Genomic DNA, 16,069 nt, shown 5'->3' with positions numbered 1-16,069 from the left:
GATTCACCCGGTGGCCGCGCCTACGTTGGAGGCACGCGCTCACTCAGGACGTCGTACACCACTCTGCTGGACTCCACTCCGTCCAGCGCGGTCGGGGCGGCGATGGGTGCGAGCTCGACCCCGCGCTCCGTCGGCTGATTGCTCATTAGGACCCCTCCTCCAAGCACAGAAGCCTTCCACACGGCGGAGGGCAGTTGGTGCGTTTTGCAAACAAGAACCGGTCGGCCCAGGGCATTGAGGAGGGAGGGGTCATGAGGTCCTTAGATCGCGACGCCCCAGCGGTACCGGTCTGCCGTGGTCACCCACAGTGGAGACGCCGTCACGATCTCCGGGGCCGCCCCGAAGCCTCACCCTGGGTGCGTGGTTACGGCTGTCGGTGGTCACCGTCGGCGAAGACAGTCACCACCGCAGGCGCAGCACGAAAGTGCAGCAACGCTGCAGCAGTTCAATGCTGCGAACGCTCGATATCGAGCGCACGCCACGCTCAGATCACCCACGTAGAGCCCCGTGGCTGTAAGTCCTCACCTAGCGCCCAAGCAGACCGCGTGGGGGACTAAGTGAGGGACTATCGAGTCCGACGGGCCGCACCGCGCGAGCCACTCAGTGCCCCTGATTCACGCTCGAAAGCCCATCCCGCTTGGCGACGCACGCGCTCTGGACGTAATTGACACGGAAGAGGTCACTGGTTCAAACCCAGTATCGCCCACCACCACGAAACAGCCCCTGACCAGCGGAGACGCCGGCAGGGGCTGTTTGCATCCGCCTAGCGAGCCCCGGCTTCTGCGACGCCGGTGGGCCTCCCGCGGGACACCCAGACCTGCCACAGGTACGCCGCGACGGCGGCCGAGGCGAGCAGGGCAACGACCCCGTCGACCCTCGTGGCGTTGACCGCCAGCACCATGGCGACCAGCAGCGCGCCGAGAAGGTTGAGGGCGAGCCGTCCCCAACGCCCCTCGCGCCACGACAACCGGGCACATCCGACCGTTGCGGCGAGGAAGCTCGCGAAGACGGCGACGGCGTAGAAGGGGACGAGCCGCTGCTCGCTGCCGCCCGCGGCGACCAGGATCGCGGCAGCCACCAGGACCAGGCTCACGCCCCACTCGGGGACGAGGAAGCGGTTGATGCGTCCGAAGGCGTGAGGGACCAGTCCCTGGCCGTTGGCGCCGAGGGTCGCCAGCGCCCGCAGCACCCCTGACCCGGCGAGGTAGGAGGACGCCGCCGCGGAGAGCAGCAACAGGGCGCTCATCGCCTGGAACGCAGCGAACGCACGACCGTCGCCGATCGAGCCGCGCGCGACCTCGGCGAGGAGGGTCGAGTCCTCCGGCGGCAGGCCCGTCCGGAGTCGAACTGCGGCCGCAGCGAACCCGACGGTCAAGGCGCCGACGATGCCGACCATGAGCCATAGGGTCCAGCGGCCGAACGTACGCCGGGTGGCGTCGTCGAGCTGCGCCAGCTGAGCGATCGCGTTCGACGGCGCCTCCACCCCGGTGGCGAGCGCCATCCCCAGGGGTATCGCCAGGGCGAGCGGCACGAGAGCGGCGTCGGAGACGAGCGGGGCCGTGGCCGCATGCGACGCTCCGGCCCGGTCGGGGTCGCCGAGAAGGGCGCTCCCGATCACAGCCGCGGCCAGCAGGATGAAGAGCTGCGTCGCGATCGCGAAAGCGACGCGCCCTGACTGCCCGAGCAGCACGACACCGGCCACGAGCACCACCAGGGTCAGCGCCAGGAGGATGCGGACGGGCTCGAGCCCGGGTGCGTAGGCGATCAGCGCGGATGCACCCGCAGAGCAGCTGACGGCGACCGTGAGGGTGAAGTCGACCAGCAGCGCGCCCAGCGGAATGAACGCCCAGTCCTCGCCGAAGGCGGCGGCGACACCCTGGGGACCTCCGCCGCCGCTGGGGAAGCGCTGGATCAGGTGGTCGTACGTCGCCGAGACGATCGCGATGACGGCGATCACGGCAGCCATCGTGGGGAAGAGGGTGGCCAGGTCGCCCTTCAGCCCGCGCAGTGTCGACTCGATGGCGTACGCCACCGATGAGACCGGGTCGGCCATCACCGTGAAGGCGAAGGCCATGAAGAGCTGGAGCCGGCGCAGTGTCATGGCGCCGACCCCGGCCCGGGCCATCCGTCAGCGGCGATGGTGGCGGTCCCGCCAGGAGTCGCGGGCGTGGATGACCCGGTTCGCCCCCTGGATGGCCGCGTACGTCGCGATGGCGGCGACGGCGAGGAAGGGCGATGCCAGGAAGCGGCCGACCTCCTCCACCTCGTCGACCGTCTCGTCGCGCCACCCCTCGACGATGTCGTGTCGCACCTTGCTGCTCGTCATGGTGCACCTCCGTTCACTCCGACCGTGCGCCTCTCCCGGTGCCGCACGGCAGGGGAGGAGGTCATCGCAGCGCGGGCCTGAGGTCCTGCGGGCGCTACACGATGCCGGTCGCGCCCAGTGCCCGGCCGACGGCGTACGTGATGGCCATCGCCAGGAGGCCACCGAGGAGGACGCGCGCCATCGCGCGTCCGCGCCGGGCGTCACCGAGGTGCGCGGAGATGTAACCCGTCGCGACCAGACCGAGCGCCACGGCCACGACGATGCAGGGCAGCCGGTGCCAGGCGATCAGCGAGGCGAGGATAGGGACGAGGGCGCCGAGGCTGAAGGCGATGGCGGAGGAGATCGCCGCGTGCCACGGGTTCGTGAGCTCCTCCGAGTCGATGCCGAGCTCGAGCGCGAGGTGCGCCTTGAGCGGGTCGGCCTCCGTCAGCTCGTGGGCCACGGTCCGTGACGTCTCGGGGGAGAGGCCGCGCTGCTCGAGCAGCCCGATCAGCTCGCGGAACTCCTCCTCGGGCTCGTGCTTGAGCTCGTGCTTCTCCTTGGCGATCAGCGCGAGCTCGGTGTCGCGCTGGGTGCTGACGGAGACGTACTCACCCAGTGCCATCGAGATCGCTCCGGCGGCCAGGCCCGCGATGCCTGCGGTCAGGATGGCCGTGGGCTCCGGGGTCGCCGCCGCCACGCCGATGACGAGGCCTGCGGTCGAGACGAGGCCGTCGTTGGCTCCCAGTACGCCGGCGCGCAGCCAGTTCAGCCGGTTGCCCATCGAGGCGGCGTGCGGCTCGTCCGGATGGGCCAGCGGTGGCTGCTCACTCATGTCGTTCGCCATGCCACGGACGCTAGCAGCGGCCGGCCTTCGGGAGGAGGAACGGCCTCCGCGACGCGGGGGCTCAGGACCGGTACTCCGGGTTCTCGAAGTCGAAACGGGCGCCGGCGTCCCAGTCGCGCCGCGACGTGCCGTACGCCGGGACCCCGCCCGCGTCCTTGAGCATCTGCGCGAGGTGCATCAGGTTCCAGGTCATGAAGGTGGTGTTGCGGTTGGTGAAGTCGTTCTCGGGGCCACCGCTGCCCGGGTCGAGGTACGACGGCCCCGGGCCGGCCTCGCCGATCCAGCCCGCGTCGGCGTTCGGAGGGATCGTGTAGCCGAGGTGCTGCAGCGAGTAGAGGACGTTCTGGGCACAGTGCTTGATGCCGTCCTCGTTGCCCGTGATGACGCACCCGCCGACGCGGCCGTAGTAGAGGTACTGGCCCTTGTCGTTGAGCATCCCGCTGAGCCCGTAGAGCCGCTCGATGACCCGCTTCATGACGCTGGAGTTGTCGCCGAGCCAGATCGGGCCGGCGAGCACGAGGATGTCCGCCGCGAGCACGCGCGGATAGATCTCCGGCCAGGCGTCGGTCTCCCAGCCGTGCTCGCGCATGTCCGGATAGACCCCGGTCGCGATGTCGTGGTCGACCGCCCGGAGCACGTCGACCTCGACGCCGTGCTTCTGCATGATCTCGACGCTCGCGTCGAGGAGGCCCTGGGTGTTGCTCACCTCCGGCGAGCGCTTGAGCGTGCAGTTGATGTACATCGCCTTCATGCCGGTGAAGTCGGGGGCATCCATCGGGGCTCCTCCTGTGTCGAGGCTTCGACCATGGCACGGCGCCGGTCAGGCCGCCAGAGCCCGACAGGACCGACGCGCAAGACGGTCGGGCAGGACGGGCGGGAAAGGACGAACGGCCCCGGCACTCGGACACCGGGGCCGTTCGCGATGGGGGCGGCCTCAGAGGACCGGGCGACCACCCGTCACGGCAAGCCGCGCGCCGGCGACGTACGACGCCTCGTCGGAGGCGAGGAAGACGTACGCCGCGGCGAGCTCGGCCGGCTGGGCAGCGCGGCCGAGCGGAGTGTTGTCGCCGAACTCCTCGACCTTCTCCGCGGGGAAGGACGACGGGATGAGCGGCGTCCAGACCGGGCCGGGGGCGACGCTGTTGACCCGGATACCGCGCGGGCCGAGCTGCTGGGCCAGCGAGGCACAGAAGTTGGCGATCGCGGCCTTCGTCGCGGCGTACGCGGCGAGGGTCGGGTTGGGGTCGTCACTGTTGACCGACGACGATCCGATGATCGAGCTGCCCTCCCCGAGATGGGGCAGCGCGGCCTTCACGAGGCGGAACATCGCCCCGATGTTGACGGCGAACGTGTGCTCCCACTCCTCGTCGCTCACGTCGGCGATCGAGTCGTGGGCCATCTGGTACGCCGCGTTGCAGACGAGCACGTCGAGCTTGCCGAGGTCCGACACGGTGCGCTCGACGAGGCTCCGGCAGTACGCCGGGTCCGCGAGGTCGCCGGGCAGGAGGAGTGCCCGCTGGCCGGCGTCCTCCACGAGGCTCGCCACCGCCTTGGCGTCGGGCTCCTCGGACGGCAGGTGCGAGATCGCCACGTCGGCGCCCTCGCGGGCGAAGGCGATCGCGACCGCGCGCCCGATGCCACTGTCGGCGCCGGTGATCAGGGCCACCTTGCCGGCGAGCCGGCCCGAACCGCGGTAAGTCTCCTCACCGCAGTCCGGGACCGGCTCCATCCGACCCTGCAGACCCGGCGGTGCCTGGTGCTGTGCAGGGAATCCCATGTCAGCTCGCCGGCCTCAGCTCTGCCGGGAGCGGACCGCGCGGCCGCGGGACCTGCAGCGGCTTGACCGCTGCGGGAGCACCGGGCGGCGTGCTCGGCGGCGTCGGCCGGGTGAGCTCCGCACGCAGATCGGTGAGGATCCGCGTCAGCAGGCGGGAGACCTGCATCTGCGTCACGCCGATCTCGTGACCGATCTCCTTCTGCGTCAGCCCGTCGAAGAAGCGCATCCGCAGGATCCTGCGGTCACGCTCGCCGAGCTTGGCGATCGCCGTGCTGAGCATGGCGCGCGCCTCGGCCGCCTCGAACCCGGGGTCCTCGTCGGCCATGAGGTCGCCGAGGGAGGTCCCGGACTCGGAGCGGATGGGCTGGTCGAGCGAGCTGGGGGAGAAGCAGCCGTCGGCGGCCATGGCCTCCGCGACCTCCTCCACGGGCTCGCCGATCTGCTCCGCGATCTCCGCCAGGTCCGGCTCGTGGCCGGTGGTCTGCTGGAGCTCGGAGCGGGTACGGACCACCTCTGCCTGCAGCTCCTGGATCCGGCGCGGCGGCCGGACAGTCCACCCGTGGTCGCGGAAGTGCTTCTTCACCTCACCACGGATGGTCGGGACGGCGTACGCGAGGAAGTCGCCCGAGCGGTCGGGGTGGAAGCCCCGCGCTGCCCGGACGAGTGCCATGAACGCGACCTGCTCGAGGTCTTCGAGCGGAATGCCACGTCCGGCGTACGGCGCCGCGAGGGTGCGTGCGACGGGCATGTTGATGCGAACCACTTCGTCGAGCGCCTGGTCGCGCTCGGCCTGCGAGGTGGTGGCGTGCGCGAGGGCGAGGAGCTCCCTCGTGCGCTGGCGCCGCTGGAGGCGGCTGGGAGTGGTGCCGTGCGGAACCAGAACCGCGGTAGGTGCAGAAACGGAAGAGAGGTGCATGACGATCCTTGAAAGGTTCGTGCCGGCCTGCCCACGTCTTGAGCAGGGCTGAGTCACCTGTACTGCTCTTCGAACCTAGACCGGTCCAGACCACCTGTGCAACCCCGGACACACGATGCATGAAGGTTCGTCCCGGGGGTACGCCTACTCCATGAACTGGACCTACTGGCTTGCCGGAGCGATCGCCCTCGCGTTCATCGCGAGCATCCTGATTTTCGCTGCCATGCGCGACCGAGGACGGGGCAAGGAGGTGGTCAGCGACCTTCCCGCACGGACCGCGCCGGACCCGGCCGCCGACCCGCATGAGCCCCGAGCCCGCGGGTAACTGCGCCGTGAACGGCCTGTTCCCGACCCCCAGGAGGGAGAGCCCGATGGCTCAGTTGACCGAGGCCGGTGTCGTCACCGGCACCGCTGACAAGGACTACAACCTGATCTGGTTCACCGAGACCTGCCTGAGCAACGCGCTGCGTCTCGAGACCTACATCGAGGACGCGCGTCGCTCCGGCGACGACGAGGCCGCCGCGCTCTTCGTGCGGGCCCAGGAGAGCTCCATCCGCGGAGCCGAGGAGGGCAAGTCACTCCTCCGGGGTCGGCTCTCGGCCTGACTCCACGCGCCGTCCGGCCGTCCGGGCGGCGCCCACCAGCGGCACGGCCGCCCACAGAGCGCAGAACAGGACGAGGGCGAAGGCGAGACAGCCGTAGGCGACCGCCCGCGAGGCCACCAGGTCGATGACGAGGAAGAGGATCCCGCTCGTCACGAGCGCCAGCACCGCGAGGCCGCCGAGGGCGCACCAGTTGGCCGCCTCGACGACCAGCCTCCGCTGGCGGCGTCGGAAGAGCACCCGGTGGAACGCGACGGGCGCAACCAGCAGCGACGTCGCCAGCAGCGAGCCGCAGAAGACCACGACGTACGCCGTGAGCTGGACGTCGTCGAGTGTCTGGAACCGGTCCGAGAAGGGGACCGTCAGCAGGAAGCCGGAGAGCAGCTGGACGCCGGTCTGCGTGACGCGCAGCTCCTGGAGCAGCTCGTGGAAGTTGCGGTCCAGGGTCTGCGGGTCGTCCGGGTCCGGACCGGGTACGTGCCTCATGACGGTGACGTACCCCGATGCGGAGAACGGAGAAACGTGATGCCACAGCGAGCCTGGAGCAAGAAGCGCGAGCGCCAGTACGAGCACATCAAGGAGGGCCTCGAGGAGCGGGGCAAGCCGGAGGACCTGGCGGAGGAGATCGCGGCGCGCACCGTCAACAAGGAGCGCGCCCGGCACGGCGAGGCCAGGGAGTCGAGCCGGACCTCGACGGACGACATCTCGTCCGGCCGTCGTGGTGGCCTCCGGTCGCACAGGGGCGAGGGCGGACGGACCCGTGACCAGCTCTACAACGAGGCGCGGCGGAAGGGGATCAAGGGCCGCTCGAAGATGACCAAGGCCGAGCTCGAGCGCGCCGTCGACAGCTGAGCGGGCGTGACGCGGGTCAACCCGTGGGACGGAAACGGCACGCGGGCCCCGGGTGGGCGCTACGGTTTGGAAGGGGGCAGGATGGCTGCCGACCCCTGTCCTGTTGATCCCGTTCCGGAGGTGGCCCGTGCCCGAGTCCCGCTCGGCGCTGAGCTTCGCCCAGCTTGCCCACCAGCTCCACGAGCAGGGCGGCTTCGAGGAGACGATCGACCTTCTCCTCGACTCCGCTCCGGCCCTCGTGGGGACTGACTGCGCGAGCGTGCTGATGCTCCGCCACGGCCGTCTGGTCGAGAGCGGCCCGCGCACCGCCGAGGTCGCCGACAAGGCCGACCGGTACCAGGTCGACCTCGCCGAGGGTCCGGCCTTCGTCGCCGTCGGCGAGGAGCACTCGGTCGTCGTCAAGGACAGTGCCACTGACCCGCGCTGGCCGCAGTGGGGACCTGCCGCCGCCAACCTCGGACTGCACAGCGCACTCTCGGTGCGGCTATGGACCTCCAAGCACACGCTCGGTGCGCTGACCTTCTACGCCAGCCGCACGTCGGCGTTCGACGTGGACGAGGTCGCGATCGCCGAGATCATCGGTCGCCACGCCTCCGTCGCGCTCGCTGCGGCCCGCCAGGAGGAGTCGCTCACCCAGGCCATCGACGCGCGCAAGCTCGTCGGCCAGGCCCAGGGCATCCTGATGGAGCGCTACGACCTGGACGACGCGCAGGCGTTCGACGTGCTCCGTCGCTACTCGCAGACGACCAACACCAAGCTCAACGAGGTCGCGCGCCAGCTGGTCTCGACGCGCAAGCTGCCCGACCTCTGAGGGGTCAGCGCGCAGGTCAGCGCGCGGGGCAGCCGACCGTGGCGTCACGCGGCGGCGTACGTCGCTAGGATTCCGGGCGAGGCGGGGCCGTATCCCGCACGCCGTCTTTCGAGGGAGTCCCCGTGTCCGACATCAAGATCGCCATCGTCACCGCCAACGGGACGGAGGAGCGGACCGTCGAGACGGGCACGAGGGCGTGGCAGCTCTTCGTCGACAACGCCGACGTCATCGCCGCGCGTGTCGGGGACCAGCTCAAGGACCTCTCCTATGAGCTCGTCGACGGTGACACCGTCGAGGGCGTCGCGATGGCGAGCAAGGACGGCCGCGACATCCTGCGCCACTCCTGCGCCCACGTCCTCGCGCAGGCCGTGCAGGAGATCTTCCCCGAGGCGAAGCTCGGTATCGGCCCGCCGATCGACAACGGCTTCTACTACGACTTCGACGTCGAGACGCCGTTCGTGCCGGAGGACCTCGAGAAGATCGAGGCCCGGATGAAGAAGATCATCAAGGACAACCAGAAGTTCTCCCGCCGCGTCACCAACGACGACGACGCGCGCGTCGAGCTCGCCGACGAGCCCTACAAGCTCGAGCTGATCGGCCTCAAGGGCTCCGCCGCCGAGGCCGCCGAGGGTGCCTCCGCCGAGGTCGGCGCGGGCGAGCTGACCATCTACGACAACCTGAACCGCAACGGCGAGACGGTCTGGAAGGACCTCTGCCGGGGCCCGCACCTCCCGACCACGAAGCGGATCCCGGCGTTCAAGCTGATGCGCTCGGCCGCGGCGTACTGGCGGGGCAGTGAGAAGAACAAGCAGCTGCAGCGCGTCTACGGCACCGCGTGGGAGTCGAAGGAGGCCCTCGAGGAGTACCTCCACCTGCTCGAGGAGGCCGAGCGTCGCGACCACCGGAAGCTCGGCAAGGAGCTCGATCTCTTCTCGTTCCCCGACGAGATCGGCTCGGGCCTGCCGGTCTTCCACCCCAAGGGCGGCGTCATCAAGCGGGTCATGGAGGACTACGTCCGCCAGCGCCACATCGAGGAGGGCTTCTCCTACGTCGGCACCCCGCACATCACCAAGGACGGCCTCTTCCACACCTCGGGCCACCTGCCGTACTACGCCGACACGATGTTCCCGCCGATGGAGTTCGAGGGCACGAACTACCAGCTCAAGGCGATGAACTGCCCGATGCACAACCTCATCTTCAGCTCGCGCGGGCGCTCCTACCGGGAGCTGCCGCTGCGCCTGTTCGAGTTCGGCCACGTCTACCGCTACGAGAAGTCCGGCGTCATCCACGGCCTGACCCGCGTGCGCGGCTTCGCGCAGGACGACTCGCACTCCTACTGCACCAAGGAGCAGGCCCCGGCCGAGGTCAAGCACCTGCTCAACTTCATGCTGACGGTGCTGCGCGACTTCGGCCTCCAGGACTTCTACCTCGAGCTGTCGACCCGCGACGACTCGAAGAAGGACAAGTTCGTCGGCTCCGACGAGGACTGGGCGGTCGCCACCCAGGTGCTCGCCGACGTCTGCGCGGAAACCGGCCTCGACCTCGTGCCCGACCCGGGTGGCGCGGCGTTCTACGGCCCGAAGGTGTCGGTCCAGGCCAAGGACGCCATCGGCCGCACCTGGCAGATGGGCACCGTCCAGTACGACTTCAACCAGCCCAAGGGCTTCGGTCTGGAGTACGTCGGTCCCGACGGCACCAAGCACCAGCCGGTGATGATCCACTCGGCCAAGTTCGGCTCGATCGAGCGGTTCTTCGGGGTCCTGCTCGAGCACTACGCCGGCGCCATGCCGCCGTGGCTCGCGCCGGTCCAGGTGACCGCGATCCCGATCGCGGAGCGCCACGTCGACTACCTGTACGACGTCGCGAAGCAGATGAACGCGCTCGGCCTGCGGGTCGAGGTCGACGAGTCCGACGACCGGATGCAGAAGAAGATCCGCAACGCGCAGCTGCAGAAGGTGCCGTTCATGATGATCGCCGGCGACGACGACGTCGAGAAGGGCGCGGTCTCGTTCCGCTACCGCGACGGACGCCAGGACAACGGCGTCCCGATCGCCGAGGCCATCGAGCGCGTCAAGGCAGCCGTCGCGAGCCGCGAGCAGGTCTGACCGGCACCGTTCACGTGTCGCAGGCGTTGCCGTCCTTGGTGGCGACGTCGACGCCTGCGAGGTAGGCCAGCGGCCCGAGCAGGTCGTCGCGGACAACGACCCCTGCCCGGGTGACGTAGCGGGTGGTGTCGCCGGCCTGGTCGGGGAACTCGGCGGGCCAGCGCTCGTCGGTGGTGTCGTTGACCGCGACGGTGATGCTGCCGACGTGGATCTGGAGCGGAAGCCCGCCCGGGACGTAGTGCTGCGTGTGGGCCACGACCGTGGTGCCGACGGTCACGGTCGTGGTGATGTCCAGGGTCTGCACACCGGATGCCGTCGTGAACGTCGGCTCCGGCCCGATCGCGTCGCACGAGGCCCGGACCTCGGCCCAGAGGCCCGTGGCCGCGATCGTCACGCCTCCTGTGCGCAGCACGACCTTGCCGAGCTCTGCGCGCCCGTAGGCGTGGTCCCCGACGGCGGGTGGGGTCTGGTACATGCGTGCGACCTCGGGCGCGACCTCCTGGTACTCCGCCGCGTCCGTTGCCTCGAGGCTTCCGTCCTCACTGACGTAGGAGGCGCGCCGGCGCGCGCCGTTGTTGCACTCGGCGGTGAACGGGTCGCCGCTGAGGGTGTCGACGTACTTCATTCCGTAGACCGGCAGGCCGACGCCGAAGGCGGACTCGCTGTGCGGGATGGTGAGGCACCAGAAGGTGCCGTCGCGCGTGGTGTCGGTGACGCGGGCGGTGGCAGTGGGCGTGGCGAGCTGGGCCGGTCCGTCGAACCAGGAGACGCGGGCCTCGTAGACGTACGGGTTGACGCTGTCGTAGGCATCGCCGGTGATGGTGAACGCCGCGTTTGCCGTGGTCGACCCCGCGGGCACGGTCACGTTGTCGACCTGCCCGGTCGGGAGGAAGAGCGTGGACGAGCCGGGGTACCTCTTGAAGAGCTCGAGCCGGAACGTCACGTCGCCGGTGACCGGGCTGCTGAGCGTCGGGGTGAAGACGAGGTCGGTGCTCGCTCCGTACGCCGGTTCAGTTGCCGTGACGTCCGGGATGGCCAGCGTGGGCGCAGCATCCGCGGTGGCCGGCCCTGCCAGGCCCGGTGTCAGGAGCGCGAGGGCGGCCAGGGCAATGGCGGTGGAGGTGCGGCGTGCGTGCATGGCGGGACTCCGATCGACGTGCCGACGGCCGCCCCGAGCGCGGTGGGACATCTGTTCAACGCCGCGCATGGGCGCGAGGTCACGCCCCGGCAGGTCACCGGCTCTTACGGCCATGCGCGAGGATGGGCCCATGCGCAGCGATGACGACGTGCTCCGGCAGGACGGCGTGGGGGAGCCTGACGGGCTCGAGCGGCTCTGGACGCCCCACCGGATGGCCTACATCAAGGGTGAGTCCAAGCCCGAGGACGAAACCGCGGCGCAGTGCCCGTTCTGCCGCATCCCGACTCTCGAGGACGAGCCCGGCCTCGTCATCCACCGCGGCACCACGGCGTACGTCGTGCTGAACCTGTACCCGTACTCGCCCGGCCACCTGATGGTGGTGCCCTACCGCCACATCGCGGACTACACCGAGACGTCGGCGGAGGAGGCGGTCGAGATCGCCGGGCTGACCAAGAGGGCGATGGAGGTCGTCCGCACGGTCTCGGGCGCCCACGGCTTCAACATCGGCATGAACCAGGGCTCGATCGCGGGTGCCGGCATCGCCGCCCACCTGCACCAGCACGTCGTGCCCCGGTGGTCCGGTGACGCCAACTTCATGCCGATCATCGGCCGGACCAAGGTGCTTCCCCAGGTCATGAGCGACACGCGGAAGCTGCTCGCCGAGGCCTGGTGATCGCGGCCCCTGGAGGGGTTGATCTACCCGTCGGTCAGGCGGAGTGTGAGGGGGAGCGGCGGCGCCGCCGGGGTGCCGTCCCCGACCGAGGGAGAACGACGTGTTCGCACGCTCCACCACCATCACCGGATCGCCTGCGGAGGTCGATGCCTGCATCGGCTACATCCGCGACGACGTGATGCCGATGATCATGCACATGGACGGCTGCGTCGGCCTGTCCCTGATGGCTGACCGCGAGCGCGGCCAGTGCATCGCCACGAGCTCCTGGCGGGACGCCGAGGCACTCAGCGGGAGCTTCGACGACCTCGCCACCGTCCGCGACCGGGCGACGGAGCTGATGCACGGCACCCGCCACGTCGAGGAGTGGGAGATCGCGTCCATGCACCGCGACCACGCGACGGGTGACGGGGCGTGCGCCCGCGCGGTCTGGCTGCGCACCAACCACACCGACATGGACCGGGGCATCGGCATCTACCGCGACGTCCTGCTGCCCATGCTCCGTGACCTGCCGGGCTTCTGCAGTGCGAGCCTCTTCGTCGACCGGGCGACCCAGCGGGCGTGCGCGACGACGTCGTTCGACAGCATGGAGGCGATGGCCGCCAGCCGCGAGGAGAGCTGGGCGATCCGCGAACGGGGCGTCCGCGACGCCGGGGTGGACGTCCTGGACGCGGCGGAGTTCGAGCTCTGCATCGCCCACCTGCGCGTGCCCGAGCTGGTCTGAACCTGCGAGGCGCGATGCTTGTATGACGCCCTGGATTCCCGCGGCTTCCGGGAGCATCATGACGCCAGTCCTCGCCTGCATGGGGCAGGCGGGGCTGCCGACAGGGGACTCCCGTGCGTCGCTTCATCCTGCTCACCGTGCTCGGCCTCGGGGCCACCTCACTGACATGCTCGCCGGCCTCGGCGGTCGACGCCACGGCGCCTCCGGGACACGCCCACTGCGAGGCCTGGCTCGGCTACACCAAGGACGTTCAGGGTGGCCGGACCGGGAGGGTCGTGCTGGACGCCCCGGGCTGCCCGAACGCGCTTCGGACGGGCACCGAGTACAGCGAGTCCGCGAACGACGTGGATCCCCAGCTGACCATCGAGGTCTGGGCGTCGTCGTACCGCATGTCGACGGGGAACTTCGTCCCGGGCGCGACCTCGGGCTCCGCAGGTGCCTGGGTGGAGATGTCCGACGTGCGACCCGAGGTGCTCTACATGTACTCGCCGCGGATCCCGTTCGGCACGGGTGCCGACCTGGCTGCGGTCAAGAGCCAGGTGACGTTCGACTGCTTCGGCACCGACTTCCTCGGAGTGAGCGCCTGGTCCACGGTGGGCGCCGCAACGGCCCCGACGCGCGTGCTCCTGCCCGACGGCCAGACGCTGGTGGAGACCAACAGGACCATCCGCCGGCCGGTGGTCGACGCCAACGGCCTCACCGGCGAGGAGGTCGTGCAGCAGGCGATCGTCTACACCTACCTGCCGACCGGGGCCCAGCGCGTGATCGGCGAGAGCCGTCTCGTCTACTACGGCAACCCCTGCGACAGCTGGGTCGTGTGACCGCGCTCGCCCGGACATGAAGGGCGCCGGCACGCTGCGTTCGCCTGCGCGTCACCCACGTGATGGAGGACGGTCGCGCGGGGCCGGTAACGTCCAGCGCATGAGCGACCTCGCCGCGGACCTCGAGCTGGCCGCCTCGCTCGTGCGCGAGGCGGGCCAGCTCGCCGCACGCATGCGCGGCGAAGGACTCGCCGCAACCGCCAAGGGCTCCCTGTCCGACATCGTCACCGCCGCGGACCACGCCGCTGAGGAGCTGATCGTGGCCCGCCTGCGGCAGGAGCGGCCGCAGGACGGCATCCTCGGCGAGGAGGGGTCGGCGTACGACGGGGTGTCGGGGCGCACCTGGGTCATCGACCCGGTCGACGGCACATGGAACTTCTTCCACGGCCTCGACTGGTGGTGCTCGGCCATCGCGCTCACTACGGACGAGGACGTCCTGCTCGGAGCGGTGCACCACCCGGCCACCTCCACGACGTACGCCGGAGGACCGGGCGCGCCGGCCACGTGCAACAGCGAGCGGCTCGAGGCCCTCGTCGACCGCCCCGCTGCCGAGGTGTGCGCAGCGACGTACCTGCACCCCGACCGCCACGCGACGGCCGTCGGCGAGGCGTGGCGCCGGGCCGTCTCCCTGCCCGCCACGCTGCGGGTGCTCGGCTCCGGCACGATGGATGCGATGGCGCTCGCGACGGGCACGCTCGGGGTGAGCTTCCAGCACGACGTCCCGCTGTGGGACCGGCTCCCCGGCGAGGCGATCGTGCGGTCCCTCGGCGGCGTGCGGCGCGAGGTCGAGGCCGGGGGAGTGACGTGGAACGTGCTCGGCGTCGCGACCACGGTCGACCAGGTGGCCGCGGCGCTGGCCGACGGGCGCTAGCCTGCCGCCACCATGCTCGAACGCTTCCGCGGCTTCTGGTCCGCCCTCATCGCCCCGCTCGCCAGGCTCTTCCTCCGCCTCGGGATCAGCCCCGACGCGGTGACCATCGTCGGCACCCTGGGTGTCTGCGCCGGCGCGCTGATCTTCTTCCCGCAGGGCAAGCTGCTGACGGGCGTCCTCTTCATCACGGCGTTCGTCTTCAGCGACATGGTCGACGGCAGCATGGCGCGCATGTCGGGGCGCACGTCGGTCTTCGGCGCCTTCCTCGACTCCACGCTCGACCGCATCGCCGACGGCGCGATCTTCGCCGGGCTGGCGCTCTACTTCGCCAGCCCCCACGGCGACGACCTGATCCGCCTCGGCTCGGCCGACCTCTACCAGGTGCTCTGCCTGGTCTCCCTGGTGATGGGCAGCGTGACGTCGTACGTCCGCGCCAAGGCGGAATCGCTGGGCATGACCGCCCAGGTCGGCATCGCCGAGCGGGCCACGCGCCTCGTCTTCACGCTGGTCGCCACCGGCCTCGCGGCGATGTTCCACCTGCCCTACCTGATCGAGGCAGTTCTCTGGTTCATGGCCGTGGCGAGCACGATCACCGTCGGGCAGCGCATCTGGACGGTCCGCGAGCAGACCCTGGCGGCGTGAGCCCCCTCACCCCGGCGGTAGGCTTGGGCGTTCCCCGAACCCAGTCTTGAAGGACCAGCAGTGAGCGACCAGCAGACCCAGGCCACCGGCACTTCGCACGTCAAGCGCGGCATGGCCGAGATGCTCAAGGGCGGCGTCATCATGGACGTCGTCAACGCCGAGCAGGCCAAGATCGCCGAGGACGCCGGCGCCGTCGCGGTCATGGCGCTCGAGCGCGTCCCCGCCGACATCCGCGCCCAGGGCGGCGTCTCCCGGATGTCCGACCCCGACATGATCGACGGCATCATCGAGGCCGTCTCCATCCCGGTCATGGCGAAGGCCCGCATCGGCCACTTCGTCGAGGCCCAGGTGCTGCAGTCCCTCGGCGTCGACTACATCGACGAGTCCGAGGTGCTGACCCCGGTCGACTACGCCAACCACATCGACAAGTGGGCCTTCACGGTTCCCTTCGTCTGTGGCGCGACCAACCTGGGCGAGGCGCTGCGCCGCATCACCGAGGGCGCGGCCATGATCCGCTCCAAGGGCGAGGCCGGCACCGGCGACGCGTCCAACGCGGTCACCCACATGCGCACCCTCCGCTCGCAGATCCGCCGCCTGACCACCCTCGACGCTGACGAGCTCTACGTCGCCGCCAAGGAGCTCCAGGCGCCCTACGAGCTGGTCAAGGAGATCGCCGAGACCGGCAAGCTTCCCGTCGTCCTCTTCACCGCCGGCGGCATCGCCACCCCGGCCGACGCCGCGATGATGATGCAGCTCGGCGCCGAGGGCGTCTTCGTCGGCTCCGGCATCTTCAAGTCGGGCAACCCGGCCCAGCGTGCCGAGGCGATCGTCAAGGCCACGACCTTCCACGACGACCCCGACGTCATCGCCAAGGTCTCCCGCGGCCTCGGCGAGGCCATGGTCGGCATCAACGTCGACGAGATCCCGCAGCCCCACCGCCTCTCCGAGCGCGGCTGGTGAATGACGCCGGCTGAGCCTGTCGGACCCG

Annotated in this window: 19 protein-coding genes; 11 read left to right on the top strand and 8 right to left on the bottom strand. The window is 70.2% G+C overall.

From position 1 onward, the window contains the following. Positions 1 to 763: 763 nt before the first annotated feature. From IEX47_RS16885 to IEX47_RS16860, 6 genes are all read right to left on the bottom strand, one after another. The gene (locus IEX47_RS16885) at positions 764 to 2,101 is read right to left on the bottom strand and encodes an APC family permease (RefSeq protein ID WP_188785190.1); all 1,338 of its coding nucleotides are present in this window, start codon (positions 2,099 to 2,101) and stop codon (positions 764 to 766) included. A gap of 27 nt (positions 2,102 to 2,128) precedes the next feature. Continuing rightward, positions 2,129 to 2,326, bottom strand: coding sequence for a hypothetical protein (locus IEX47_RS16880; RefSeq protein ID WP_188785189.1), 198 nt, complete (start codon positions 2,324 to 2,326; stop codon positions 2,129 to 2,131). Between the two features lie 94 nt (positions 2,327 to 2,420). Beyond that, positions 2,421 to 3,152, bottom strand: coding sequence for a VIT1/CCC1 transporter family protein (locus IEX47_RS16875; RefSeq protein ID WP_188785188.1), 732 nt, complete (start codon positions 3,150 to 3,152; stop codon positions 2,421 to 2,423). A gap of 61 nt (positions 3,153 to 3,213) precedes the next feature. Further along, entirely contained in the window at positions 3,214 to 3,927 is a 714-nt protein-coding gene (locus tag IEX47_RS16870; RefSeq protein ID WP_188785187.1) for a flavodoxin family protein, read from the bottom strand. 159 nt (positions 3,928 to 4,086) lie between these two features. Continuing rightward, complete coding sequence (locus IEX47_RS16865) at positions 4,087 to 4,929, bottom strand: glucose 1-dehydrogenase (RefSeq protein WP_188785186.1); 843 nt, start codon at positions 4,927 to 4,929, stop codon at positions 4,087 to 4,089. A gap of 1 nt (position 4,930) precedes the next feature. Next, positions 4,931 to 5,845: a sigma-70 family RNA polymerase sigma factor gene (locus tag IEX47_RS16860; RefSeq protein ID WP_188785185.1), complete on the bottom strand. Its 915-nt coding sequence runs from the start codon at positions 5,843 to 5,845 to the stop codon at positions 4,931 to 4,933. Between the two features lie 151 nt (positions 5,846 to 5,996). Between IEX47_RS16860 and IEX47_RS16855 the strand changes: the two genes are divergently transcribed. Together IEX47_RS16855 and IEX47_RS16850 are read left to right on the top strand one after the other, a co-directional pair. Then, positions 5,997 to 6,170: a hypothetical protein gene (locus IEX47_RS16855; protein ID WP_188785184.1), complete on the top strand. Its 174-nt coding sequence runs from the start codon at positions 5,997 to 5,999 to the stop codon at positions 6,168 to 6,170. Between the two features lie 46 nt (positions 6,171 to 6,216). Continuing rightward, a complete protein-coding gene (locus tag IEX47_RS16850) occupies positions 6,217 to 6,450 on the top strand; it encodes a hypothetical protein (protein ID WP_188785183.1) in 234 nt (77 codons plus the stop codon). On the opposite strand, the gene IEX47_RS16845 is transcribed toward IEX47_RS16850, so the two are convergent. Then, complete coding sequence (locus tag IEX47_RS16845; RefSeq protein ID WP_188785182.1) at positions 6,421 to 6,933, bottom strand: DUF6328 family protein; 513 nt, start codon at positions 6,931 to 6,933, stop codon at positions 6,421 to 6,423. The two genes, IEX47_RS16850 and IEX47_RS16845, sit on opposite strands and share 30 nt — an antisense overlap. 39 nt (positions 6,934 to 6,972) lie before the next feature. On the opposite strand from IEX47_RS16845, the gene IEX47_RS16840 reads away from it, so the two are divergent. The 3 genes from IEX47_RS16840 to thrS all read left to right on the top strand — a co-directional run bounded on the left by IEX47_RS16840 (position 6,973) and on the right by thrS (position 10,215). Then, positions 6,973 to 7,299: a plasmid stabilization protein gene (locus tag IEX47_RS16840; protein ID WP_188785181.1), complete on the top strand. Its 327-nt coding sequence runs from the start codon at positions 6,973 to 6,975 to the stop codon at positions 7,297 to 7,299. 127 nt (positions 7,300 to 7,426) lie between these two features. Continuing rightward, positions 7,427 to 8,110, top strand: coding sequence for a GAF and ANTAR domain-containing protein (locus IEX47_RS16835; RefSeq protein WP_188785180.1), 684 nt, complete (start codon positions 7,427 to 7,429; stop codon positions 8,108 to 8,110). 122 nt (positions 8,111 to 8,232) lie between these two features. Next, the gene (thrS, locus tag IEX47_RS16830; RefSeq protein WP_188785179.1) at positions 8,233 to 10,215 is read left to right on the top strand and encodes a threonine--tRNA ligase; all 1,983 of its coding nucleotides are present in this window, start codon (positions 8,233 to 8,235) and stop codon (positions 10,213 to 10,215) included. Positions 10,216 to 10,225: 10 nt separating this feature from the next. Here thrS and IEX47_RS16825 read toward each other — a convergent pair whose 3' ends face one another. Then, positions 10,226 to 11,353 carry a hypothetical protein gene (locus IEX47_RS16825; RefSeq protein ID WP_188785178.1) on the bottom strand — a complete coding sequence of 376 codons (1,128 nt, stop codon included), beginning with the start codon at positions 11,351 to 11,353 and terminating at the stop codon, positions 10,226 to 10,228. A 130-nt stretch (positions 11,354 to 11,483) separates the two neighbouring features. Between IEX47_RS16825 and IEX47_RS16820 the strand changes: the two genes are divergently transcribed. The 6 genes from IEX47_RS16820 to pdxS all read left to right on the top strand — a co-directional run bounded on the left by IEX47_RS16820 (position 11,484) and on the right by pdxS (position 16,041). Beyond that, the gene (locus IEX47_RS16820) at positions 11,484 to 12,026 is read left to right on the top strand and encodes an HIT family protein (RefSeq protein ID WP_188785177.1); all 543 of its coding nucleotides are present in this window, start codon (positions 11,484 to 11,486) and stop codon (positions 12,024 to 12,026) included. Positions 12,027 to 12,126: 100 nt separating this feature from the next. Next, complete coding sequence (locus tag IEX47_RS16815) at positions 12,127 to 12,747, top strand: hypothetical protein (protein WP_188785176.1); 621 nt, start codon at positions 12,127 to 12,129, stop codon at positions 12,745 to 12,747. A gap of 113 nt (positions 12,748 to 12,860) precedes the next feature. Continuing rightward, entirely contained in the window at positions 12,861 to 13,568 is a 708-nt protein-coding gene (locus IEX47_RS16810) for a hypothetical protein (protein ID WP_188785175.1), read from the top strand. Positions 13,569 to 13,668: 100 nt separating this feature from the next. Further along, a complete protein-coding gene (locus tag IEX47_RS16805; RefSeq protein ID WP_188785174.1) occupies positions 13,669 to 14,439 on the top strand; it encodes an inositol monophosphatase family protein in 771 nt (256 codons plus the stop codon). A 12-nt stretch (positions 14,440 to 14,451) separates the two neighbouring features. Continuing rightward, positions 14,452 to 15,081, top strand: a complete 630-nt coding sequence (gene pgsA, locus IEX47_RS16800; RefSeq protein WP_188785173.1) for a phosphatidylinositol phosphate synthase — start codon at positions 14,452 to 14,454, stop codon at positions 15,079 to 15,081. A 60-nt stretch (positions 15,082 to 15,141) separates the two neighbouring features. Beyond that, entirely contained in the window at positions 15,142 to 16,041 is a 900-nt protein-coding gene (pdxS, locus tag IEX47_RS16795) for a pyridoxal 5'-phosphate synthase lyase subunit PdxS (RefSeq protein ID WP_188785172.1), read from the top strand. Positions 16,042 to 16,069: the final 28 nt, after the last annotated feature.

Origin of the sequence: Nocardioides phosphati (assembly GCF_014646375.1) — a bacterium.
In the GTDB taxonomy this organism is placed as follows: domain Bacteria; phylum Actinomycetota; class Actinomycetes; order Propionibacteriales; family Nocardioidaceae; genus Nocardioides; species Nocardioides phosphati.
The sequence above is the reverse complement of the archived record's forward strand: the minus strand, read 5'-3'. Positions and strand labels throughout refer to the sequence as shown.